Here is a 23279-nt window from a genome sequence, read left to right as displayed (position 1 = left end):
CCGACCGATGGCCGGCGCCCTCTCATGCGCGCATCCTCAACATCAACTGCTCAGGACACGGTTCACTCGCTCAGCTGCAGCCGCTCGTCGACCCGCACCCCTCGCACAGGTAGCAGCTGCCCGCCCGGCGCATCTTGGTGCCGCACGAGAAGCACAGCGGAGCGTCGGCGTTCAGGCCCAGCTGCATCTCCACCAGTTCGGTGGAGTTGTGCGCCTGCTGCGGGGTCTGCGGGGCCCCCGCCGTGGACGTGGGTGCCGACGTCTGCGGGGACTCGACGTGCCGCGGGGCCGACTGGGCGAGGCCCTCGACGTCGACCTCGTCGTCGTTCGACTCGTACGAACCGGTCTCCAGGTGCCGCTGACGCTCCTCGGCCGAGTGGATGCCGAGCGCCGAGCGGGTCTCGAACGGCAGGAAGTCCAGCGCCAGGCGGCGGAAGATGTAGTCGACGATCGACTGCGCCATCCGCACGTCCGGGTCGTCCGTCATGCCGGCCGGCTCGAAGCGCATGTTGGTGAACTTCGAGACGTAGGTCTCCAGCGGAACCCCGTACTGCAGGCCCACCGAGACGGCGATGGAGAAGGCGTCCATCATGCCCGCGAGGGTCGAGCCCTGCTTGGACATCTTGAGGAAGACCTCGCCGAGACCGTCGTCCGGGTAGGAGTTGGCGGTCATGTAGCCCTCGGCGCCGCCCACCGTGAAGGAGGTGGTGATGCCGGGGCGGCCCTTCGGCAGCCGGTTGCGGACCGGCCGGTACTCGACGACCTTCTCCGGCGCGGGCTCGACGGCCTTTGCTTCCTTCTCGTCCTTCTTCTTGACCGAGAGGGGCTGGCCGACCTTGCAGTTGTCGCGGTAGATCGCGAGCGCCTTCAGACCGAGCTTCCAGCCCTCGAAGTAGACCTCCTCGATCTCCTCGACGGTGGCCGACTCCGGGACGTTGACGGTCTTGGAGATCGCGCCGGACAGGAACGGCTGGGCGGCCGCCATCATCCGGACATGGCCCATCGGCGAGATGGAGCGCTCGCCCATGGCGCAGTCGAAGACCTCGTAGTGCTCCTGGCGGAGGCCGGGCGCGTCGATCACATTGCCGTGGTCGGCGATGTGGGCCACGATCGCCTCGACCTGCTCCGGCTGGTAGCCGAGCCGCTTCAGGGCCTTCGGGACGGTGTTGTTGACGATCTGCATCGAGCCGCCGCCGACGAGCTTCTTGAACTTGACCAGGGCCAGGTCCGGCTCGACGCCCGTGGTGTCGCAGTCCATCATCAGGCCGATGGTGCCGGTGGGGGCCAGCACCGAGGCCTGGGCGTTGCGGAATCCGTTCTTCTCGCCGAGCCGGATCACGTCCTGCCAGGCCTCCGTGGCGGCGGCCCAGACCGGGTTGTCCAGGTCGTCCATCCGCTTGGCGGCACCGTTGGCGTCGGAGTGCTGCCGCATGACGCGCTTGTGGGCGTCGGCGTTGCGGGCGTAGCCGTCGTACGGGCCGACGGCCGCGGCCAGCTCCGCGGAGCGCTTGTAGGAGGTGCCGGTCATCAGCGAGGTGATGGCACCGGCGAGCGCACGGCCGCCGTCGGAGTCGTAGGCGTGGCCGGTGGCCATCAGCAGCGCGCCGAGGTTGGCGTAGCCGATGCCCAGCTGGCGGAAGGCCCGGGTGGTCTCACCGATCTTCTCGGTCGGGAAGTCCGCGAAGCAGATGGAGATGTCCATCGCGGTGATGACCAGCTCGACGACCTTGGCGAAGCGCTCGGCGTCGAACGACTGGTTGCCCCGGTCGTCGTCGCTGAGGAACTTCATCAGGTTCAGCGAGGCCAGGTTGCACGAGGAGTTGTCCAGGTGCATGTACTCGCTGCACGGGTTCGAGGCGGTGATCCGGCCCGTCTCCGGCGAGGTGTGCCAGTGGTTGATGGTGTCGTCGTACTGGATGCCGGGGTCGGCGCAGGCCCAGGCGGCCTCGGCCATCTTCCGGAAGAGGCCCTTGGCGTCGACCTCCTCGATGACCTCACCGTTCATCCGGCCGCGCAGCCCGAACTTCGAGCCGGTCTCGACGGCCTTCATGAACTCGTCGTTGACCCGGACCGAGTTGTTGGCGTTCTGGTACTGCACGGAGGTGATGTCGTCACCGCCGAGGTCCATGTCGAAGCCCGCGTCGCGCAGCGCGCGGACCTTCTCCTCCTCCTTCACCTTGGTCTCGATGAAGGCCTCGACGTCCGGGTGGTCCACGTCCAGGACGACCATCTTGGCGGCGCGGCGGGTGGCGCCGCCCGACTTGATCGTTCCTGCGGACGCGTCCGCGCCGCGCATGAAGGAGACGGGGCCGGAGGCGTTGCCGCCGGAGGAGAGGAGCTCCTTGGAGGAGCGGATCCGGGAGAGGTTCAGGCCGGCACCGGAGCCGCCCTTGAAGATCATCCCCTCTTCCTTGTACCAGTCGAGGATCGACTCCATGGAGTCGTCGACCGAGAGGATGAAGCAGGCCGAGACCTGCTGCGTCTGCTGGGTGCCGACGTTGAACCAGACGGGCGAGTTGAAGCTGAACACCTGGTGCAGCAGGGCGTAGGTCAGCTCGTGGTCGAAGATCTCGGCGTCCGCCGGGGAGGCGAAGTAGCCGTGGTCCTCGCCGGCCTTCCGGTAGGTCTTGACCACGCGGTCGATGAGCTGCCGCAGGCTGGACTCACGGCTGGGAGAGCCGACCGCGCCCCGGAAGTACTTGCTCGTGACGATGTTGACCGCGTTCACCGACCAGAAGTCGGGGAACTCGACGCCTCGCTGCTCGAAGTTGATCGAGCCGTCGCGCCAGTTGGTCATGACGACGTCACGGCGCTCCCAGACCACCTCGTCGTACGGATGCACGCCGGGGGTCGTGTGGATGCGCTCGATACGCAGCCCCTTGCTCGCCTTGCTGCCCTTGGCGCGGGAGCCTCGTGCCGGGCCGCTCGCCGTCTCTGTCATGCCGCCTCCCTGTGCGGGCGAAAACGCCCTGATGTGCCTTTTTCTTCCCGTAGGCACGATTTCTGTCGTGCACCCGAGCGCACACGGCGCTCCGGGCAGGTCTGATGTGCGCCGCTAGTCGGCGGCGATGACGGGCGCGGGGGCCTCGGTGTCCCCCGCGGGCCCGCCGGTGTCGGCCGTGGGCCGCCCCTCGCGCAGCTCCGCGACCGCCGCCTCGAAGTCCTCGAGCGTGTCGAACGCCCGGTAGACCGACGCGAACCGCAGATAGGCGACGAGGTCGAGCTCCTGGAGCGGGCCGAGTATGGCCAGCCCGACGTCGTGGGTCGACAGCTCGGCGCTTCCGGTGGCGCGCACCGCCTCCTCGACCTGCTGGCCGAGCTTGGCGAGTGCGTCCTCGGTGACCGGCCGGCCCTGGCATGCCTTGCGCACGCCGGAGATGACCTTGTCACGGCTGAACGGTTCGGTGACTCCGCTCCGCTTGATCACCATGAGTGACGCCGTCTCCACCGTGGTGAAGCGGCGGGAGCAGTCGGGACACTGGCGACGCCTGCGGATCGCGGTCCCGTCGTCGGTGGTGCGGCTGTCCACCACACGGCTGTCCGGGTGTCGGCAGAAGGGGCAGTGCATCTTCCCTACCCTCCTAGAACCCTGTGAACGTGGTACGAAACAGCAGCACGGCTGCACGGCTGCGCCGGCCCCGAAGGGGCCTCGCGGAGCACCCCAAGCATAGGCGATATCCGTGAGTGCTGAGTCCCCCGGGACCACAACTTGTGGGTGGCCGACGCCCATCAAACCACTAGATCTGGTGGTCGGACGTCAAGCGCGCGGACCGCGTGTCGCACGGCGCAGCGCCCATGAGAGTACGGGACGGGGACCGACCGCCGCCCGGCGGGGCGCGAGTGACACACTGGGTGACGGCGCGGCGACGCACCCCGCGCGCGCCCGGCCGCTACATTCCGGACGGAAGGCCCCGCAGCGGAGCCGGTTCCGCTCATACACCCGACTGCTTGACCACGGCGGGCGAACTGCGAAATTTCACTCGAACGTGTGTTTGGCGCAACCTTTCGAAACCAACTACCGTTGTCCCACTAGGGAGAACATCTCGAGAGGGGCCGACGTGACCACCACCGCAGACAGCGCCACCATCACCGCCCAGGACCGCTCCCAGCACCGGGCCGACCAGGGGCACGCGATGAATGAGGCCGCCATGACCCCGGAGGGGCAGAAAGCCCGATCACTGCCAGGCCGACCTCCCGGGATCAGGGCGGACAGTTCCGGCCTCACCGACCGGCAGCGGCGCGTCATCGAGGTCATCCGGGACTCGGTGCAGCGGCGCGGCTACCCACCGTCCATGCGGGAGATCGGACAGGCGGTGGGGCTGTCGAGCACGTCGTCCGTCGCCCACCAGCTGATGGCCCTGGAGCGCAAGGGCTTCCTGCGCCGCGACCCGCACCGCCCGCGCGCGTACGAGGTCCGCGGCTCGGACGGACCGACCAGCCAGCCGACGGACACGACCGGGAAGCCCGCGGCGTCCTATGTGCCGCTCGTCGGCCGCATCGCCGCCGGCGGTCCGATCCTCGCCGAGGAGTCGGTCGAGGACGTGTTCCCCCTCCCCCGCCAACTGGTCGGTGACGGCGAGCTGTTCGTCCTGAAGGTCGTCGGCGACTCCATGGTGGAAGCCGCCATCTGCGACGGCGACTGGGTGACCGTACGCCGCCAGCCCGTGGCGGAGAACGGCGACATCGTGGCCGCCATGCTCGACGGCGAGGCCACCGTGAAGCGCTTCAAGCGGGAGGACGGCCATGTGTGGCTGCTCCCGCACAACTCCGCGTACCAGCCCATCCCGGGCGACGAGGCGACCATCCTCGGCAAGGTGGTCGCGGTGCTGCGGCGGGTCTGACACACCCCCTCACGACCGGGCCCCGGAACCACTGCGCCGGTTCCGGGGCCCTGCTGTATCCGCTGCTCTGAATGGGCTGCGCTGTTTCTGCTGCGCTGTATTCGCTCCGCTGTATTCGCTGTGCTGCATTCGCTGTGCTGCATTCGCTGTGCTCTGTACCGGCCGCGCCGGTGCGCTGCAGTCGGCTGCGCCGGGGGGCGGCGTGCCGGCCCAGCGGCTGTCCGTCCGGCGTGCGGATCCTGTTCGTCGGCGTACGGGGAGCGCGCGGGACCGCGCACCGCACCACGTCGGCCTCGTGCGGGAAGGCGCCGCTCGTTGCGGTACCCGGGTGGATTGATCACGAGCGTTGCCGACGCTCGTGATCAAGGCACTCAGCCCGCGGCCGCGTCGATCGCCGCCAGGGAACGGCGCACCTGATTGCGGTCCACCGTGTACCAGAAGTCCGGCATCGAGTCCCGGAGGAAACTGCCGTAGCGCGCGGTGGCCAGCCGGGGGTCGAGAACGGCGACCACGCCGCGGTCCCCGGACGCCCGCACCAGCCGGCCGGCGCCCTGCGCCATGAGCAGCGCGGCATGGGTGGCGGCGACGGCCATGAAACCGTTGCCGCCGCCCTCCTGCACGGCCGTCTGCCGTGCGCTCATCAGCGGATCGTCGGGCCGGGGGAACGGAATCCGGTCCATGACGACGAGCTGGCAGCTCGGCCCCGGGACGTCGACGCCCTGCCACAGCGACAAGGTGCCGAAGAGACAGGTCCGGGGGTCCTCGGCGAAGGCCCGGATCAGCTCGCCGAGCGTCTCCTCCCCCTGCAGCAGGATCGGATGGTCCAGGCGCTCCCGCAGCGCCTCCGCCGCGCCCTGGGCCGCCCGCATCGAGGAGAAGAGACCGAGTGTGCGACCGCCCGCCGCCTCCACGAGCTCCGCCAGCTCGTCCAGCATGTCGGTGCGGCTGCCCTCCCGGCCCGGCTGCGCCAGATGCCTGGCGACATAGAGGATGCCCTGCTTCGGGTAGTCGAAGGGCGAGCCGACATCCAGGCCCCTCCACTGCGGGACGTCCTCGCCCTCCACGCCCTCCGGAGAGAGGCCGAGCGAGGCCGCCACCCCGTTGAAGTCGCCGCCGAGCTTGAGGGTCGCGGAGGTCAGCACCACGGACCGCTCGGTGAACAGCTTCTCGCGGAGGAGTCCGGACACCGACAGCGGTGCGACGCGCAGCGAGGCCCCGAACCGGTCGTGGCGCTCGTACCAGACGACGTCGTACTCCGAGCCGTTCGCGATGCGCTCGGCGACGGCGTGCACGTTCTCCACGGCTGCCAGGGCCTGCTTGCGCACCGCGTCCTCGTCCTGCACGGACTTGTCCCGGGTGTTCCCCAGCGCCGTGATGACGGTGCGGGCCGCGTCCCGCAGCGCCATCAGGGCGTAGCCGAGGTCCTCGGGGATCTTCTCCAGGCGCCCCGGAAGGGCCAGCTCCATCAGGCGCTCGAAGGACTCGGCCGCGGTCTGGAGGGCGTCCGCGACCTTCTCGTCGACCAGCTTGGCGGCCCGGCGCACGGCGCGGTTCACCGACCCCGGGGTGAGCTCCCCGGTGGCGGCGCCGGTGACGCGGGAGACCAGTTCGTGGGCCTCGTCGATGACGAGGACCTCGTGGCTGGGCAGCACCGGGGCGCCCTCGATCGCGTCGATGGCGAGCAGGGCGTGGTTGGTGACCACGACATCGGCCAGCTTGGCCCGCTCCCGCGCGGCCTCCGCGAAGCACTCCGCTCCGTAGGCGCACTTCGACGCGCCCAGGCACTCCCGGGAGGACACCGACACCTGGGACCAGGCGCGGTCCGAGACGCCGGGGGTGAGATCGTCGCGGTCCCCGGTCTCCGTCTCGTCCGCCCAGTCCCGCATCCGCAGCAGGTCCTTGCCGAGCCTGCTGGTCGGCGTCGCGGCCTCGAAGGGGTCGAACAGTCCCTCTTCCTCCTCCTGCGGCACCCCCTCGTGGAGCCGGTGCAGGCACAGGTAGTTGGAGCGCCCCTTGAGCATGGCGAACTCCGGCCTGCGCCGCAGCAGCGGGTGCAGCGCCTCGACCGTGCGCGGCAGGTCCCGCTGCACGAGCTGCCGCTGCAGCGCGAGGGTCGCGGTGGCCACGACCACCCGCTCGCCGTGCGCCAGGGCCGGCACCAGGTAGCCGAGCGACTTACCGGTGCCGGTTCCCGCTTGGACCAACAAGTGGGAACCGTCGTCGACGACCTCGGCAACGGTCTCGGCCATGGTGACCTGACCAGCGCGTTCCGTACCGCCGACGGCGGTGACGGCGGCGTGCAGCAGGTCGGGGAGGGAGGGCTTCGTCATAGCGTGACCACCCTACGGGGCGCCACTGACATCGGTGGCCCTCACAGCTGATGGAGCGGGTTCGGGACGGTGCCGTGCACGGCGGCGTGCGGCCGGTCCGGGCGGTCGCGGTAGCCGTCCAGATGCAGCCGGTTGCGGTTGAGACAGAGCCGTTCGATCCGGGGCGTGAGCAGGTCGAAGGTCTCGAACCGGTCCTTGAGCTCCGGGAAGCGCGCCTGGTGCCGGAGGATCTCGGCGCGGACGAGCGACCAGAACCGGCTCTCCGCCACCCCGAGCTGCTCCTCGCAGATCGGTGCGAGATAGCGGAACACCCCGACGAAGAGCCCGGAGTGGATGAACTGGGTGAGGAACGACGGCGGCTCGGTGAGCAGCACCTCGCGCACCTCGGCGGGCATCGTGTCGTGCTCGGGCAGGGGCTCGGCGCTGACGTTGACGTCGTCGACGAAGTCCTTGATCGCCAGACGGACCGGGACGTCCTGCTCGTCGAAGACGACGATGGCGTTCTCGCCGTGCGGGGAGAAGACCGTGCCGTACCGGTAGAGGAAGTGCAGCAGCGGCGGCAGCAGCGCGGCGAAGAGACGGCTGAGCCAGACGGCCGGATCGAGGCCCGAGCGGTGCACGAGCTCGGCGGTGAACGAACGGCCCTGCGGGTCGGTGAGGAGCAGCGCGGCCAGGGTGCGGGCCCGCTCACCGGGGTCCAGCTGCGGGGCGATGGGCTCGCGCCAGATGCAGCCGAGGAGTTCCCGGTACTGGTAGGGGATGCCGGGGAGCCGGTCGTAGAGCGGGTGCTCCACCGCGACGGAGGCGGTCTCGCCGAGCAGCACGACCCGGGTCTCGTCGCGCAGGAAGGGGTCGGCGTCGCGCAGGGCGTGGACCCAGCCGGTGACCGCGGGCGCGGCGAGGGTGCGCTCGGTGGGCAGGCCCCGCCACACCAGGGTGTTGAGGATGGACAGGGGCAGCTTGACCGTCCGGGCGGCCGGGCGGCTGGTGTTGAGGAACGTGCGGATCGACTGCTGCGGCAGCCGCAGGTCCTCGTCGGCGGGGAGCGGAATTATCGTTCCGTCGGCGACCTGCGGGGCGAAGAGCTGCGCGACGCTCTCGTCCCACTGCCAGGGGTGCACCGGAAGCCAGAGGTAGTCGGCGGGGTCGCGGCCCTGGTCGGTGACCGCGGCGTCGAACGCCTCCCGGGTGCGGGGTGTGAGCTCGTCGGCGTAGAGCCGGTCGGGGGTGGCGAGCGCGGGAACGCCCCGGTACCGGGCCAGGTCGCGGTGGACCGCGAGCCAGGGAAGGCGGTGCGGCGTGCGGGCCTCGGGTGCCCACCGTTCGGTGTCGGTGGCGGAGAACCCGAGCCGGCCCTTGTTGACGACGATCCAGGGGTGCCCCGTCTGGTGCCCTTCGAGCTCGGCGTAGTCGAGGTCGGCGAGCTCCGCGGCGCTGAGGGACGTGGCCGCCAGGCGGGTGTCGGCGGCGAGCGTGGCGGTGATCTCGCGGACGAGGTGCCCGGTGGTGTCCCCGCTCAGGCCGAGGACCCCGGCGTGGGTGCGGGCGATGAACTGCAGCGGATCCGCGGACGGAGTGATCGAGTCCGGGTCCACCCGCCAGTGGCCGTAGGCGCCGCGCCGGGCGTGGAAGCGGTAGACCGTGCCGTCGTCCACGGGGAGCCGGTGGGCCGTCGGGGCGCCGTCCTCGGGCTCGGGCTCGGGCGAGATCACCCCCTCGTAGGCGAATTCGGCGAGCATCTTGGCGAGCAGGTGGCGGCTGGCTCGGTGCCAAGCGGCTTGACGCTGCTGGGGTGACGGGCGCAAAAGACGTGCTCCTCGGATGGGAACGGGGACGAGCCGAGAGGTTTGACGTGCTCCCTGGCCTGAAGTCCGGGGATTCCGGTCTGGGTCGGTTGACCCTTCCGGGGGCTTCCTGCTTCACCGCGCTGCGCGGGCACATGTACCCGTCTTACCCGCGCTCCACAGGCATTTGACGTCTCCACCCGCCCGGCGGCGACGATACGGCGTCCTTCGGCCAGGACGTTGCATGCTGCGTTGTGATCAGGCGCGGCCGGAAGCCGCCGCGACCACCTGACCTTCAGGCTGCCGACCTTGGCCACATACACCGTGCCGTCGCCCCGGAGGGAGAAGGCGTTGGTGTTCAGACGGATCGACTGCCGACGGTCCTTTTTCGACTTGTACCGAGGCGGCCCGACCTTCCGGCCCCGCCGCTTGCCCTTGATCGAGTCGAAAAAGCTCTTGTAAGCGGCATCCAGGTCCCGAAGGGACTGCTGCAGAACGACCGCCGACATCTCCGCGAGCCAGGCACGCTCCTCGGTGCGTTTGGCCTGGGTGATACGACGCCGGGACAGCTCGCCCGACGTCACATACGGCAGCCCCGCCGCATGCGCTTCCCTGCGGTCGCGCAGGCAGTCGTTCCACACCACCCGCGCGCACCCGAACGCCTTCGCCAAAGCGCGGCACTGGGAGGCATCCGGGTAGGCCCAGTAGCTGTAGCGGAGCAGCACACCCACGACCCTACTACGATTGGCCTCATGGATCAGGAGAATGACTACAGGCGTGGCAGGCATGTGGTTTCGGCGATGCACGTTCACTTGGTCTTTGTGACCAGGTCCCGTCGCGGAGTGTTCGACGATGAGATGCTGACGCGCTGCGAAGAGATCATGCGGAAGGTGTGTGAGGACTTCGAGGCGGAGCTGACGGAGTTCAACGGCGAACGCGATCACGTCCACCTCCTGATCAACTACCCGCCCAAAGTCGCCGTCTCCAAACTGGTCAACAGCCTCAAGGGCGTCTCCGCCCGCCGGATCCGGCAAGAGTTCACCGACCGGATCAACCACGCCACCAGCCACGGGCACCTGTGGTCGCCCTCGTACTTCGCCGCATCCTGCGGCGGAGCACCACTGGCCACCATCCGCCAGTACATCGAGCAGCAGCAACAGCCGCTCTGACCTGCACGTCACAGCACAGCCTTGAGATGCACTCATCCCCGGCGTCACCGCCAGGGCCTTCTGGAAGAGCCCCGGTAAGGAAAGCAGTGCACGGATCAGCGATGCCGGATGGCCTGATCACAGGAGGTGGCGATGAGGACGGTCGCGGATCATCAGGGCTGCTCGCTTGTCGGGGAGGTCGAGTTCGGCGGCGAAGCGGAAGCCCGCGCCGAGGAAGGCGGCTACGGACGGGGTGTTGCGCAGATCCGGCTCGGCCACGACCCGTCCGCAGGAGGGCCGGTGGTCGAGGACGAGATCGGCGACGGCGCGCAGCAGCGATGTGCCGACCCCTCGGCCGCGGTCGCCGACGGCGCCGATGAGCAGATGGATACCGGTGTCATGGGGGCGAGCGGGGTAATGGCGGGCCAGGGGGTCGAGATCGGCACGGTACACCTCCCAGTAACTCATCGGTACGCCGTTCAGCACCCCGAGACAGGGCACGCTGCGCCCGTCTCCGTCGAGTTGGGCCCGCACATGGGCGGCCACCCTCTCATCGGGCCCGGCGAGGTCCCAGAAGGCGGCCACCGCGGGGTCGTTCATCCAGCGGGTGACGAGCGGCAGATCGCGGGCGGTGTGCACGGGGGCGAGCAGGAAGGTGCCCTGGGCGGTGCTCACCGGCCCCCAGGAGCCGACGCCGTCCAGCAGATCGCAGCGGTCGGGGTCGGGCGGGGGCTCGGCGGGGCCGTCCGCTCGCCCGGGCCCGGCGCCCGCCCCGGTCGTCAGTGGGGCGAGAACCTCCGCCAGGCGGAGGTCCAGCGTGTCCTCGGTGCTGGAGTCGGTGCCGGGTCCCGGCGGGTCGGACGGCACGGTGCCGCTCTCCTCTCGGATGTCTCGGGGTGCCTCAGCCGTGGGGCACCCCGGGGCCTGCCGTGGTGGGTCATGTCCGCGATACGGAGAGGGGGTTGGGGACGGTGACGTAGACGGACTGGGTGTCGACCGGGCCGACCAGCTCGTCGAGACCGTGCAGCCGGGTGAACAGGTTCGCCTTGCAGCGCAGCGTGGCGGACTCGAGCAGCCGGGCGGGCAGGGTGGAACCGAGCGCTGCCGGGCCTGCCGCGGCTTCGCCGAGGAAGCGGCGGAACGCGGCCAGGAGGACGCGTTCATCGGCGAGCCCCTGTGAGCCGAACGCCCCGATGAGTCCGAGGACGTTGTTGATGCCCAGGTAGTAGGCGAGGCGTTCGTCGGTGACGTCGTCGGAGACGAATGTGTCGCTCTCGGTTCCGATGCCGGGGAGCCGTCGCTCCAGGCGGGCGCGGTGGGATTCGCGGAAGTAGTAGCCCTGGTTGTCCCGGTAGCGGCCACCGGCCGGCCAGCCGTGGGTGTCGAGGAGCACGAGCGTGTTCTGCTGGTGCGCTTCGAGCGCGACGCCCGCCTCTCCGTCGAGCCACAGCACGGGCCGGACCACGGCCTGGAGGTAGCGCAGGAACCACTCGGCGGACACGGCTCCGACGGGCCGGCCGGTGCGCCCGGCGAGCCGGGACACCAGGTCGGCGAGGCGGGACCGCATGAGCGGACTGCCGGCCGGGGCGTCCGCGGGGAACGGGCGGGGCGAGGTGAGCCCGGCGATGCAGACGGCGTCGTCACTGGGGCCGAACGGGTTGTGCCGGATGACGACGTCGAGGCCGGGGAGGGGCCTGCCGTCGGTGTCCGATACGGCGATCCAGGCCGGGTCGCGCACGATGTCGAAGCGGGGGTGGATCCGCTGCCACTGCTCGGCGAGACCGCTGCGCATCAGCCGGTGCACCTCGACGCCGCGCTGGAGTTCCTTGCGGAGGTTCTCGCGGCGGGAGTTGGTGATGCGCAGACCGAGGGAGAGCTTGAGCATGGCGGGCGCACCGGGGCGGTGCACGGTCCGGACGGAGGAGGTGGGGTGCCACGGCGCGCCGAACGGCCCCAGGTCGTGCAGCAGCCCGGCGTCGAGGAGTTCGGTGACGGCCGGGCGGTGCCGGATCTCCCGGGCCTGCCAGGGGTGGAGCGGCAACGGCACGGTGCCGGGGGGAAGTTCGAGTCCGTCGCCGGCCAGCTCGGTGGTGAGCTGCCCGGCGGGGACGGGGCGGCCCCGTTCGGTCCATGCGGAGTCGGTGGCCAGGACCGTCCGGTCGACGGCCAGCCAGTGCAGCGGGAAGGAGCCGCGCAGCTCGGGTGAGTAGGCGCGGGATTCGGCGTCGGAGAGCCCTTCGCGGCTCTTGGGAGTGGGGTGCAGCGGATGACCGAGGACGAGCGACTGCTCGGCGTCGAGAAACTGGTCCCCGGCGAGGGGTACGCCGGGGTGGGCCCGCCGGTCGGCGATGAACTCCGCGGTGCGCCGGACGGAGTCGGCGACCCGGCCGACGAGTTCGGTGCCGCCTTCGCCGGTGCCGGCTTCGCGGGTGCCGCCTTCGCCAGTGCCGGCTTCGCGGGTGGTGGCCTCGCCGGTGGCGCTGTCGCCGGGGCCGGGGCCTCCGGGCACCCCCGCACCGGGCACCCCCGCACCGGGCACTCCTGCGCCGGGGGCGGCGTGGGCCGCCTCCCGGCCGAGCAGGGCGGCGAGGGTGACGGCGTCGACGGCGGGTGCGCCGTCGGGGGCGGTCTCCAGGACGGGGTCGCCGAAACGGTGCCAGCCGGTGGCCGACCAGTAGCGGACGGGGACCAGGAGCGCGGTGCCGCTGGCGGGCAGCGGGATCCGCAGAGTGTCACCGCCCGGCGGGCGGGTGCCCGTCTCCCGCGTCCAGCAGCGCAGCAGGTTCTCCCGTGCCGCCGCCTCGGCCACGACGCGCGGGTCGGGGTGGTCCAGCGGGTCCTGTCCTGCCGGGCGGGCGCCGTTGGCGCCGGCCTGGCGGGGTACGGCGTGCCGGTCGGTGGTCGCTGTGGCCTCGCGGCCGGAGCATACGTCCATGGTCTGGTCGGCGCGGTGTCCCCGGCGGTGGAGCCGGGAACGGGGCGCCACCCTCCTTCGTCGGTTGGCTGGGCTGGAGATGCCTGCCGGAGCCGGAGCGCTCCCGGCTCCCGGGCGCCCGGCGCGGCAGGGCGCCGGGCGACCGGGGATGCGGGCGGGGAGCGCCGGTGGATATCCGGCCCACCCTGTCGGGCGGAGGTGCCGGGGCGGAAGGCGGCAACGGCGGCGCCGTGCCCCGCCGGGCCGTCCTCACCGGGAGGTGCCCGGCGGCGCGAGGCGCGGCGGCCGGGGTACGGACGGGTACGCGTCACGGACGCCACCACCGTTCCGGACGGCGCTGGAGATCGCGTCGGTCAGCCGGTCGAGGACCGCTTCGGCCTGCTCGTCGGTGATGGTCAGCGGCGGAAGGAGACGCACCACGCTGGAGTACCGGCCGCCGAGTTCGACGATCAGTCCACGCCGCAGACACTCCTGCTGGACCTCGGCTGCCAGCAGTGGGGCGGCCGGCGGCCCGCCGCCGAACGACGTGCCACCGGCCGCCCGCACGTCGAACACCCCGGGTCCGGGTACCGCGCCGCTCTCCGCCACCGCGCCGCCGCTGTGGCCGGGGCCGTCGAGGTACGCGTCGGTGCTGCCATGGCCGCGGTTCCGGCCGTTGCCGCGGTGGGTGCCGTCACGACCGGGGCTTCCGGCCTTGCGGCAACTCTGCTGCTCCTGGCCGCCGTTGTTGTGGCGACGGCCGTCCGCAGGGCCGTTGCCCCGGTGGTCGCACTCGCCGCCGGTGCCGTTCCGGCTCGCGTGGACGGTGCCTCCGGCGCCGCTGCCACCGCTGGTCCCACCGGGTTCGCCGGAGCCGAGGGGATCGGTGCTTCCGGAGCGGTCACCGCGGCCCCGGCCGTCGCGCGCCCGGCTGTTGCCGTCCGGGCCGGCCGCACGGCTGAACGGTGCCTCGCCTGCCTCGGCGGCCACCAGCTCCAGGCCGATCATGAGGCCCCTGCCGCGGACGTCACCGACGCACGGCTGCTCCGCGGCGAAGCGGCGCAGCCGCTCCAGCATCCGGCCGCCGAGCACGGCCGCCCGCTCGGCGAGTCCGTTCTCCCGCACATACGCCAGCGTCGCCGCTCCCGCGGCCATCGCGAGCTGGTTGCCGCGGAAGGTTCCGGCGTGCGCGCCGGGCTGCCAGAGGTCGAGGCCGTCGCGGTAGACCACGACGGCGAGCGGCAGGCTGCCGCCGATGGCCTTCGACAGCACCATGACGTCCGGCACCACCCCGCTGTGCTCGACGGCCCAGAAGGCTCCGGTGCGGCCGACGCCTGTCTGCACCTCGTCCGCGATGAGCGGAATGCCGCGTGCGGCGGTCAGTTCCCGCATCCGGCGCAGCCAGGGGCCGGGGGCCGGGATCACTCCGCCCTCCCCCTGCACCGGTTCGACGAGCATGGCGGCCGGGAGCGGGACTCCGCTCTTGGGGTCGTCCAGCAGCTGCTCGGTCCACCGTGCGGAGAGTTCCGCACCCCGTGCGCCGCCGACCCCGAACGGGCAGCGGTAGTCGTACGGGTAGGGCAGTCGCGCCACCCTGACGTCCTGTGCGCCCCCCGATGCTTCGAGTGCCCCCGCGGTCATCCCGTGATACGCCCCGGAGAAGGCGAGGAGCCCGGAACGTCCGGTCGCGGTGCGGACGAGTTTGATCGCCGCCTCGACCGCGTCGCTTCCCGCGGGGCCGCAGAACTGCACGCGCGCCCGGTCGGCCAGGTCTCCCGGCAGGGTCCGGAACAGCTCGGTGGTGAAGGCGTCCTTGACCGGGGTCGCGAGGTCGAGCGCGTGCAGCGGCGCCCCGGAGTCGAGGACGGAGCGGATGGCTTCCAGCACCACCGGATGGTTGTGGCCGAGGGCCAGCGACCCGGCGCCGGACAGGCAGTCGAGGTACCGCCGGCCGTCGGCCCCCTCGATCGTCATCCCCCGGGCCCGCACCGGGACGATGGGGAGTGCGCGCGCGTACGTCCGCGCGGCCGACTCGCGGAGCGACTGCCGCCGGAGGATCCCCTCCTGGGCCGCGTCCGCGGTCCCCGCCCTGTCCGGCACGGCATCCTGCGCGGCGTCCTGCGCGGCCGCGGAGTCGGGAGCGTGCGGCGCCGTCGGCGGGGACTCGGTCACGGCCACGGTTCTCCTGTCCTCTGGATGAACGCTGGTTGGCTGTCCGCCGTACGTACCAACGACGCCGCGAGCGGCGGATCACGGGCAACCGGAAGATCCTTGGCGCCTCGGCGCCGTCGGCCCGGGAACCACGGACCCGGCCGCGGCCGTCCCCAACGGCACCGGCATAGTGGGGCTCTGCGCCTCGGTCGGGGTGCATGACAAGTTCATCTGCAGGGTTCGTACACACCCAGGGGGAGTTCCACCCATGCCTTCCATACGACGGCCCGCCCTCGCCGCAGTCGCGCTCGCCGCTGTGCTCGCGGTGACCGCGACCGCGTGCGGCCCGACGGACAACGACGCGAGCGACCAGCCGGGGGCCTCCGCGGGGCAGCAGGGGCAGGGCGCCGTCACCCCTCCGAAGGACATCGACCAGCGCCTGAAGGAGCTGGGGATCGACCTGGACAAGTGGAAGAACGGGGAGTGGAAGAAGAACTGGAACAAGGACGACTGGCTCCGCGAGGCCGGTGACTTCGTCAACCCGATCATCGAGGACCTCTGGAAGCCGGAGCGGATGAAGGGCGCGGAGGACCCGCAGAAGACGGTCCCCGCGGACCTCTCGGACGACCAAGGCGTCACCGACCCCGAGCCGGCGCCCGTCGAGGCGAGTCAGGTCCGGACGCCGTACCACGACAACGCGGCCCCGGTCGGCAAGGTCTTCTTCGACGGTCCCGACGGCTCGATGGTCTGCTCCGCCACGGTCGTGAAGGACCCGGCCCACCCGGGCAAGTCCAACATGGTCTGGACGGCGGGCCACTGTGTGCACGCGGGCAAGACGGGCGGCTGGTACCGCAACATCGCCTTCGTCCCCTCCTTCAACGACAAGGGCGCTCCCGCGGCACAGCTGAACAGCTCGCCCCGCGAGCAGGTCGCCCCGTACGGCACCTGGTGGGCGGACTGGGCGTCCACCTCCCAGCAGTGGATCAAGGAGGGTGAGGAATCGGGCGGCAGCGGCGCGCCGTACGACTTCGCCGTGCTGCATGTGAAGCCGGAGGCGGGCAGCGAGGGCAAGTCCCTGGAGGAGACCGTCGGTGCGGCCCTGCCGGTCGAGTTCAACGCCCCCGCGGTGAAGGATATCTCCGACATGGGCGCCTGGGGTTACCCGGCCGCCCCGCCGTTCGACGGCAGCAAGATGTTCTCCTGTGTCGACAAGCCCGGGCGTCTCTCCACGTCCTCGTCCCAGCCGACGATGTACCGGATCGGCTGCACCATGACGGGCGGTTCCTCCGGCGGCGGATGGTTCGCCAACGGGGCCGACGGCAAGCCGGCTCTGGTGTCCAACACCTCCATCGGCCCCGCCCCCGCCACTTGGCTGGCGGGACCGCACCTGGGCCCCGAGGCGAAGAGCATGTACGACGCGGTCAGCCGGAAGTTCGCGAACCGCTGACCCGGTCGCGGCCACTGAGCCACGCATGACGAAGGGCCTGTTCCCACCGGCCGGTGGGAACAGGCCCTTCGTCATGCGCTGTGAGCGGTGCACTTGACCTTGGCCGACGCGCCATACGAACGCATCCGTCAGCCGGGCCCTGCCCGATCCGCCGTGCAGACCACGGCGTCAGGCGCGCCCGGCCGCCGGGACGTACGGCTGGAGCTCGGCCGCCAGTTCCTCGTGGACCCTGGCCGTGAGCAGCGTGCCCTCCGGGGTGTGCTCCTCGGAGATCACCTCACCGTCGGCGTGCGCCCGCGAGACCAACTGGCCGTGCGTGTACGGAACCAGCGCCTCGATCTCGACCCGGGGCCGCGGCAGCTCGTCGTCGATCAGCGCCAGCAGTTCGTCGATGCCCTGCCCCGAGCGGGCCGACACCGCCAGGGCGCGCGGCTCGATCCGGAGCAGACGCTGGAGGACCAGCGGATCGGCCGCGTCCGCCTTGTTGACCACCACGATCTCGGGCACCTCGACGGCGCCCACCTCGCGGATGACCTCGCGGACCGCCGCCAGCTGCTCCTCCGGGAACGGATGCGAACCGTCCACCACGTGCAGGATCAGATCGGAGTCACCGACCTCCTCCATCGTGGAGCGGAACGCCTCCACCAGGTGGTGGGGCAGATGCCGGACGAACCCGACGGTGTCGGCCAGGGTGTAGAGCCGGCCGCTGGGCGTCTCGGCGCGGCGGACCGTCGGGTCCAGGGTGGCGAACAGCGCGTTCTCCACCAGCACACCCGCGCCGGTCAGCCGGTTGAGCAGCGAGGACTTGCCGGCGTTGGTGTAGCCGGCGATGGCGACCGAGGGCACCTTGTTGCGTCGGCGCTCCTGCCGCTTGATGTCGCGGCCGGTCTTCATCTCCGCGATCTCCCGGCGCATCTTCGCCATCTTCTCGCGGATCCGGCGCCGGTCCGTCTCGATCTTGGTCTCACCGGGACCACGGGTGGCCATACCGCCGCCCGAGGAACCGGAGCCACCGCCACCCATCTGCCGGGACAGCGACTGACCCCAGCCGCGCAGCCGCGGCAGCATGTACTGCATCTGCGCGAGCGCGACCTGCGCCTTGCCCTCTCGGGACTTGGCGTGCTGGGCGAAGATGTCGAGGATGAGGGCGGTCCGGTCGACCACCTTCACCTTGACGACGTCCTCGAGATGGATGAGCTGACCCGGGGTGAGCTCACCGTCACAGACGACGGTGTCGGCTCCGCTCTCGAGCACGATGTCCCGCAGCTCCAGGGCCTTGCCGGAGCCGATGTAGGTGGCCGGGTCGGGCTTGTCGCGGCGCTGGATCACGCCGTCCAGCACCACCGCGCCCGCCGTCTCGGCCAGCGCGGCCAGTTCCGCGAGGGAGTTCTCCGCGTCCTGCACCGTGCCCGACGTCCAGACGCCGACCAGCACCACACGCTCCAGGCGCAGCTGCCGGTACTCGACCTCGGTGACGTCCTCGAGCTCGGTGGAGAGGCCCGCGACCCGGCGCAGGGCCGCACGGTCGGAGCGGTCGTACTGTCCGCCGTCACGCTCCTCGTCGGCTTCGTGGCTCCAGGCGACGTCCTCTTCCATCAGGGCGTCGGCCCGAAGGCTTGTCGAGAAGCTCTGGGCGTCCTGGGAAGGGGAAGAAGAGGAGGTCATTGGATCCTTACGTCGATGGAAACTCTCGTCGGGAACAACGTCCGGGCCGGCTGGAGGATTCCCCGGCCGGACCGGGTCGCCGACGGGACGATGGTCCCACGCGCCCGCCCGGCCGTCACACCGGTTTTCCGGCCCGGTGCCGGGCACCGGGCCGTGCGGCGGGGGCGGCCGGGCCGGTCCGCCAGTCCGGGTGCCCGGGCATGGCCGGGGTCCTGGCCCCGTACAGCCAGGGCCGCAGGAAGCCGGACTGGTCCCGGCCGGAGACCTCGGAGGCGAGGGCGACGAAGTCGGCCGTGGCGGCGTGGCCGTCGCGGTACCGGCCGGCCCAGGTCCGTTCCAGCCGGTCGAACGCGGCCGGACCGATGCGCTGCCGCAGGGCGTACAGCACCAGGGCGCTCCCGTCGTACACCACGGGGCGGAAGATGCCGATCTTCTGCCCCGGTTCGGGCGGCTTCGGGGCGGCGGGCGGCCCGCTGGCCGCCCGCCAGGCGTCGGACTGCGCGTACGCCCGGCGCATCCGCTCGGCGAGCGGGACGCCCGCCCGTTCCTCGGCCCAGCGGGCCTCGTACCAGGTGGCGTGGCTCTCGCTGAGCCAGACGTCGGACCAGCGGGCCGGGCTGACGCTGTCGCCGAACCACTGGTGGGCCAGCTCGTGCACCATGACCGACTCGACGTACGCCTCGGTGAAGCGCGGGTCGGTGAAGAGCCGGCGCTCGAAGAGCGAGAGGGTCTGGGTCTCCAGCTCGAAGCCGGTCCGGGTGCCGGCGACCAGCAGCCCGTAGGTCTCGAACGGGTACCGGCCGACCTGCCGCTCCATCCAGGCGATCTGCCCGGGTGTCCGGGCCGCCCACCGCTCCATCCGTCCGCGGTCGGCCACGGGCACCACGTCCCGTACCGGCAGGCCGTGCGGCCCCCGGCGCCGGAGCACCGCGGAGCGCCCGATGGAGACCTGGGCCAGTTCGGTGGCCATCGGATGCGCGCCGCGGTATTCCCAGGTGGTCGTGGTCCGGCCGGGCCGGCGGGCCGGCCGCAGCCCGCCGGCGACGACGGTGAGGTCCCGCGGTGCGGTGACCCGGAAGGTGAAGACGGCCTTGTCGGAGGGGTGGTCGTTGCAGGGGAAGACGCGGTGGGCGGCATCGGCCTGATTGGCCATCGCCAGGCCGTCGTCGGTCCGCACCCAGCCGCCGTCGGCGCCCGTGCCCGGGTCGCTGGTGTGCGCGATGCCGACGTGCAGCGGAGCGCCCTCGGGCACCGGCTCGGCCGGGGTGACGGCGAGGTCCTCGCCCACGTTCGAGAAGGCCGCGGGTGCGCCGTTGACCCGGACGGCGGTGACGGTCCCCCGGGCGAAGTCCAGGTTGAAGCGGTCCAGCGGCGCCGTGGCCCGGGCCCGGACGGTGGTGACCGCCCGGAGGGGTTCGGCGTTGTCGCCCGAGTAGCGGAGGGCGATGTCGTACGCCTGGACGTCGTAGCCCGGGTTCCCCAGGTGGGGGTAGAGCCGGTCGCCGATGCCCTGGGCGGCCGGTTCCGGCGCGGCGGCCGCGACGAGCGCGGCCAGGACGGCGGCGGCCAGGGCTGTCCGGCGGGGCGCGGGTCGGGTCATGCCCTACGGCTATCAGCGCGGCGGCGGAGCCCGGCGGAGCCGCGCGCCCCGCCCACCCGAACGGCTGGAGTCCGGCCGGTTTCAGTGCACGGACCGGGGCCCCGCGGTGGGAGCGTGCGCCCGGCTCACGTCGTACACGCCCGGCACGCGGAGCATGGCGCGCATCAGTCCGGACAGGCCGGCCGCGTCGGGGAGCTGGAGGGTGTAGGTGTGGCGGACCCGCTGCTCGTGGGGCGGTTCCACCGCTGCGGCGACGATGGCCGCCCCCTCCTGGGCGATGGCCTCGGTGAGGTCGGCGAGCAGGTGCGGCCGGCCGAAGGCCTCCGCGAGCAGGGTGACGCGGCAGTCGCCGCGGCCGGCCCCGTCGCCGCCGCACCAGCGCACCCCGACCGGCGGCCGTCCGGACACCGTCATCCGGGCGACGGCGGGGCACTGGGCGCGGTGCACGGTCACCGTCCCGCCCCGTACGGCGAACCCGGTGACCGGGTCGGGCGGCACCGGGGTGCAGCAGCCCGCGAGCCGCACCGCGGCGCCCGGCAGGTCCGGTACGGCGGCGACGGCGCCCTCCGGGTCCGGGGCGGCCGTCCGCGGCTCGGCTTCCGCCGGGGCGCTCTCCGGCTGCGCGGCGGGCGCGGTGTCGGGCGGCACCTGCGCCGCGTCCGGATGGGCGGTGAGCCAGTGGCTGATCGCGATCCGAGCGGCGGGGGTGCGGGCGTGCTCCAGCCAGTCGGGGGACGGCCCCGCGGAGGGGTCCTGGGCCATGAGGAGTTGCAGGGTGTCGCCGTCGCCGAGCACGGTGGCGAGCGTGGCCAGCCGGCCGTTGACCCGGGCTCCGATGCAGGTGTGCGCGGCCTCCCCGTGCCACGCGTACGCCGCGTCCACACAACTGGCGCCTGCCGGAAGGCCGAGTGCGCCGCCGTCGGCACGGAAGACGGTGATCTCCGCGTCCTGTGCGAGGTCGTCGCGGAGCGAGGCCCAGAACGTGTCGGGGTCGGGTGCGGACTGCTGCCAGGCGAGCAGCCGGGACAGCCAGCCGGGCCGGGTGGGGTCGGCGCGCTCCCCGTCCGCCTCGGCCGCTTCGGGGGCTTCGGTCGTCGGGACATGCGGATTGCCCAGCGCGATCACGCCGGCCTCGGCCACCCGGTGCATCTGGTGGGTGCGGATGAGGACTTCGGCGACGTCGCCGCCCGGCCGGCCGGCCACGGCCGTGTGCAGCGACTGGTAGAGGTTGAACTTCGGCGCGGCGATGAAGTCCTTGAACTCGGAGACGACCGGGGTGAAGCAGGTGTGGAGCTCGCCGAGGACGGCGTAGCAGTCGGCGTCCTCCGCGACGAGCACCAGGATGCGGCCGAAGTCGGCGCCGCCGAGCCGGCCGCGTTTGAGCCGGACCCGGTGCACGGAGACGAAGTGCCGCGGGCGGACCAGCACGTCGGCCCCGATGCCCGCTTCCCGCAGCACGGTTCCGAGCTCCTCGGCGATCCGGGTGAGCGGGTCGGGCCGGTTCGCGTGCTCCAGCAGCAGGTCGCGGGTGCGGGCGTACTCCTCGGGGTGCAGGACGGCGAAGACCAGGTCCTCCAGCTCGGTCTTGAGCGCCTGCACGCCGAGCCGCTCGGCGAGCGGGATCAGTACGTCACGGGTGACCCGGGCGATCCTGGCCTGCTTCTCGGGGCGCATCACCCCGAGGGTGCGCATGTTGTGGAGGCGGTCGGCGAGCTTGATGGACATGACGCGGACGTCGTTGCCGGTGGCGACGAGCATCTTGCGGAAGGTCTCCGGCTCCGCCGCGGCCCCGTAGTCCACCTTCTCGAGCTTGGTGACCCCGTCGACGAGGTAGCGGACCTCCTCGCCGAACCCCTCCCCGACCTGGTCGAGGGTCAGCTCGGTGTCCTCGACGGTGTCGTGGAGGAGGGAGGCCGTCAACGTCGTCGTCTCGGCGCCCAGTTCGGCGAGGATGAGTGTCACCGCGAGGGGGTGGGTGATGTACGGTTCGCCGCTCTTGCGGGTCTGCCCCCGGTGCGAGGACTCGGCGAGCAGATAGGCCCGGCGGAGCTGGTCGAGGTCGGCGCCCGGGTGCCGCGCCCGGTGCACCTTGGCCACATGGTCGATGGCGTCCGGGAGACGGTCCCGCTGGCCGGGGCCCAGCAGCGCCGCGCGACCGAGTCTGCGCAGATCGATGCGGGCGCGCCTGCGGGCCGGCGGACCAGGGTTGACGGTCTCGCTCATGGGCACCTCCGGCGGCATCGACACCGGCGGGAGCGGGGCCGGTGCCCGGCGCCCGGGCCGGTGCTTGATGCTATCGAGCCCATCACCCACGGATGACCGGCTCTCGCTCAGCGTGAACCGGATCACCCGTTCGAGGGAGGCGTCAGACGAACGCGGTTGCGAGCCACTCCGGGTCGATGACGCCCTCGGCCACGATCACGGCCGGGCCTGTCATCTCGATCCGGCCGTCCGGGTGCTCGGAGATCAGCAGGCGGCCGCCGGGGAGGTCCACGGTGTAGGTGGCGGGGCTGCCGGTCACGGCCGGGTCGACGCCGTCGCGGCGGGCCGCGGCGACCATGACGGCGCAGGCCCCGGTGCCGCAGGAACGGGTCTCCCCCGAGCCGCGCTCGTGCACGCGCATGGCGACGTGCCCCGGGGCGCGGTCCACGACGAACTCGACGTTGGTGCCGTCGGGGTACGCGGACGCGGGGTGCACCGGCGGGGCGGAGAACAGGTTCCCGGCGTGGGCGAGGTCGTCGACGAAGGCGACGGCGTGCGGGTTGCCCATGTTGACGTGGCGCGCGGGCCAGCTGCGCTCCCCCACGGTCACCGTGACCTCGCCGTCGGGGAGCCGCGCGGCCCCCATGCCGACGGTGATGTCGCCGTCCCCGCCGGCCGCCGGGGCCTTGGCGATGTGCACCTGCCGCACACCGGCCCGGGTGGCGACGGCGAGATCGCCGGCCTCCACCAGGCCCGCGCGCCGGAGGTACCGGGCGAAGACGCGTACGCCGTTGCCGCACATCTCGGCGATGCTGCCGTCGCCGTTGCGGTAGTCCATGAACCACTCGGCCTCGGCGGCCATCGACGCGGCCTCGGGGTGTGCCGCGGACCGCACCACGTGGAGCAGCCCGTCCCCGCCGATACCGGCCCGGCGGTCGCAGAGCCGCGCCACGACCGCGGGGGGCAGGTCGAGGGCGTTGCCGGGGTCGGGAACGATCACGAAGTCGTTCTCGGTGCCATGACCCTTGAGGAAGGGGATCTGCTCGGTGCTCACCCCTCGATCCTACGGGCCGGTCCGGCACGGGGGAGTCCGACCTGCGGGCCCGGTGGCGCGTCTCCACATACCGGTGCCGCGCGCCGAACGCGGGTCCGGCCTGCGGGCCGGTGGCGGCAGCCCCGTCCGGGAGCCGCCCCTGT

Annotated in this window: 15 protein-coding genes; 3 read left to right on the top strand and 12 right to left on the bottom strand. The window is 72.1% G+C overall.

Features of this window, described 5'->3' with window-relative positions:
* Positions 1–70 precede the first annotated feature (70 nt).
* Positions 71–2941 carry a vitamin B12-dependent ribonucleotide reductase gene (locus tag ABT112_RS03285; protein WP_351504984.1) on the bottom strand — a complete coding sequence of 957 codons (2871 nt, stop codon included), beginning with the start codon at positions 2939–2941 and terminating at the stop codon, positions 71–73.
* Positions 2942–3055: 114 nt separating this feature from the next.
* Positions 3056–3568, bottom strand: coding sequence for a transcriptional regulator NrdR (gene nrdR, locus ABT112_RS03280; RefSeq protein WP_351504982.1), 513 nt, complete (start codon positions 3566–3568; stop codon positions 3056–3058).
* Positions 3569–4058: 490 nt separating this feature from the next.
* On the opposite strand from nrdR, the gene lexA reads away from it, so the two are divergent.
* On the top strand, positions 4059–4841 hold the full coding sequence (gene lexA / locus ABT112_RS03275; RefSeq protein ID WP_351504980.1) for a transcriptional repressor LexA: 783 nt from the start codon (positions 4059–4061) through the stop codon (positions 4839–4841).
* Between the two features lie 371 nt (positions 4842–5212).
* Here lexA and ABT112_RS03270 read toward each other — a convergent pair whose 3' ends face one another.
* From ABT112_RS03270 to ABT112_RS03260, 3 genes are read right to left on the bottom strand one after another with little or no spacing between them, the layout of a single operon-like run.
* On the bottom strand, positions 5213–7171 hold the full coding sequence (locus ABT112_RS03270) for an ATP-dependent DNA helicase (protein ID WP_351504978.1): 1959 nt from the start codon (positions 7169–7171) through the stop codon (positions 5213–5215).
* Positions 7172–7212: 41 nt separating this feature from the next.
* Positions 7213–8910: an IucA/IucC family protein gene (locus ABT112_RS03265; RefSeq protein ID WP_351504976.1), complete on the bottom strand. Its 1698-nt coding sequence runs from the start codon at positions 8908–8910 to the stop codon at positions 7213–7215.
* On the bottom strand, positions 8880–9680 hold the full coding sequence (locus ABT112_RS03260; RefSeq protein ID WP_351504973.1) for an RNA-guided endonuclease InsQ/TnpB family protein: 801 nt from the start codon (positions 9678–9680) through the stop codon (positions 8880–8882). Before ABT112_RS03260 ends, ABT112_RS03265 begins: the two co-directional genes overlap by 31 nt.
* A gap of 27 nt (positions 9681–9707) precedes the next feature.
* Between ABT112_RS03260 and tnpA the strand changes: the two genes are divergently transcribed.
* Entirely contained in the window at positions 9708–10124 is a 417-nt protein-coding gene (tnpA, locus tag ABT112_RS03255; RefSeq protein WP_351504971.1) for an IS200/IS605 family transposase, read from the top strand.
* 117 nt (positions 10125–10241) lie between these two features.
* Here tnpA and ABT112_RS03250 read toward each other — a convergent pair whose 3' ends face one another.
* From ABT112_RS03250 to ABT112_RS03240, 3 genes are all read right to left on the bottom strand, one after another.
* The gene (locus tag ABT112_RS03250) at positions 10242–10970 is read right to left on the bottom strand and encodes a GNAT family N-acetyltransferase (RefSeq protein WP_351504969.1); all 729 of its coding nucleotides are present in this window, start codon (positions 10968–10970) and stop codon (positions 10242–10244) included.
* A 70-nt stretch (positions 10971–11040) separates the two neighbouring features.
* Positions 11041–13038, bottom strand: a complete 1998-nt coding sequence (locus ABT112_RS03245) for an IucA/IucC family protein (RefSeq protein ID WP_351505163.1) — start codon at positions 13036–13038, stop codon at positions 11041–11043.
* A gap of 249 nt (positions 13039–13287) precedes the next feature.
* Positions 13288–15117: a diaminobutyrate--2-oxoglutarate transaminase family protein gene (locus tag ABT112_RS03240; protein ID WP_351505161.1), complete on the bottom strand. Its 1830-nt coding sequence runs from the start codon at positions 15115–15117 to the stop codon at positions 13288–13290.
* 319 nt (positions 15118–15436) lie between these two features.
* Here ABT112_RS03240 and ABT112_RS03235 point away from each other — a divergent pair, with 319 nt between their 5' ends.
* A complete protein-coding gene (locus ABT112_RS03235; protein WP_351504967.1) occupies positions 15437–16615 on the top strand; it encodes a trypsin-like serine peptidase in 1179 nt (392 codons plus the stop codon).
* 168 nt (positions 16616–16783) lie between these two features.
* Here the strand turns inward: ABT112_RS03235 and hflX are convergent, their stop codons facing one another.
* From hflX to dapF, 4 genes are all read right to left on the bottom strand, one after another.
* The gene (hflX, locus tag ABT112_RS03230) at positions 16784–18280 is read right to left on the bottom strand and encodes a GTPase HflX (protein WP_351504965.1); all 1497 of its coding nucleotides are present in this window, start codon (positions 18278–18280) and stop codon (positions 16784–16786) included.
* A 115-nt stretch (positions 18281–18395) separates the two neighbouring features.
* On the bottom strand, positions 18396–19880 hold the full coding sequence (locus ABT112_RS03225; protein ID WP_351504963.1) for a M1 family metallopeptidase: 1485 nt from the start codon (positions 19878–19880) through the stop codon (positions 18396–18398).
* An 81-nt stretch (positions 19881–19961) separates the two neighbouring features.
* Positions 19962–22103: a RelA/SpoT family protein gene (locus ABT112_RS03220; RefSeq protein ID WP_351504961.1), complete on the bottom strand. Its 2142-nt coding sequence runs from the start codon at positions 22101–22103 to the stop codon at positions 19962–19964.
* 142 nt (positions 22104–22245) lie between these two features.
* Positions 22246–23136 (bottom strand): diaminopimelate epimerase, encoded by an 891-nt coding sequence (gene dapF, locus ABT112_RS03215; RefSeq protein WP_351504959.1) that lies wholly within the window; start codon positions 23134–23136, stop codon positions 22246–22248.
* Between the last annotated feature and the right edge of the window lie 143 nt (positions 23137–23279).

Source organism: Streptomyces sp. NPDC002055, from assembly GCF_040296705.1.
In the GTDB taxonomy this organism is placed as follows: domain Bacteria; phylum Actinomycetota; class Actinomycetes; order Streptomycetales; family Streptomycetaceae; genus Streptomyces.
Note: the sequence above shows the minus strand (reverse complement) of the source record. Positions and strands in the feature narration are given on the sequence as shown.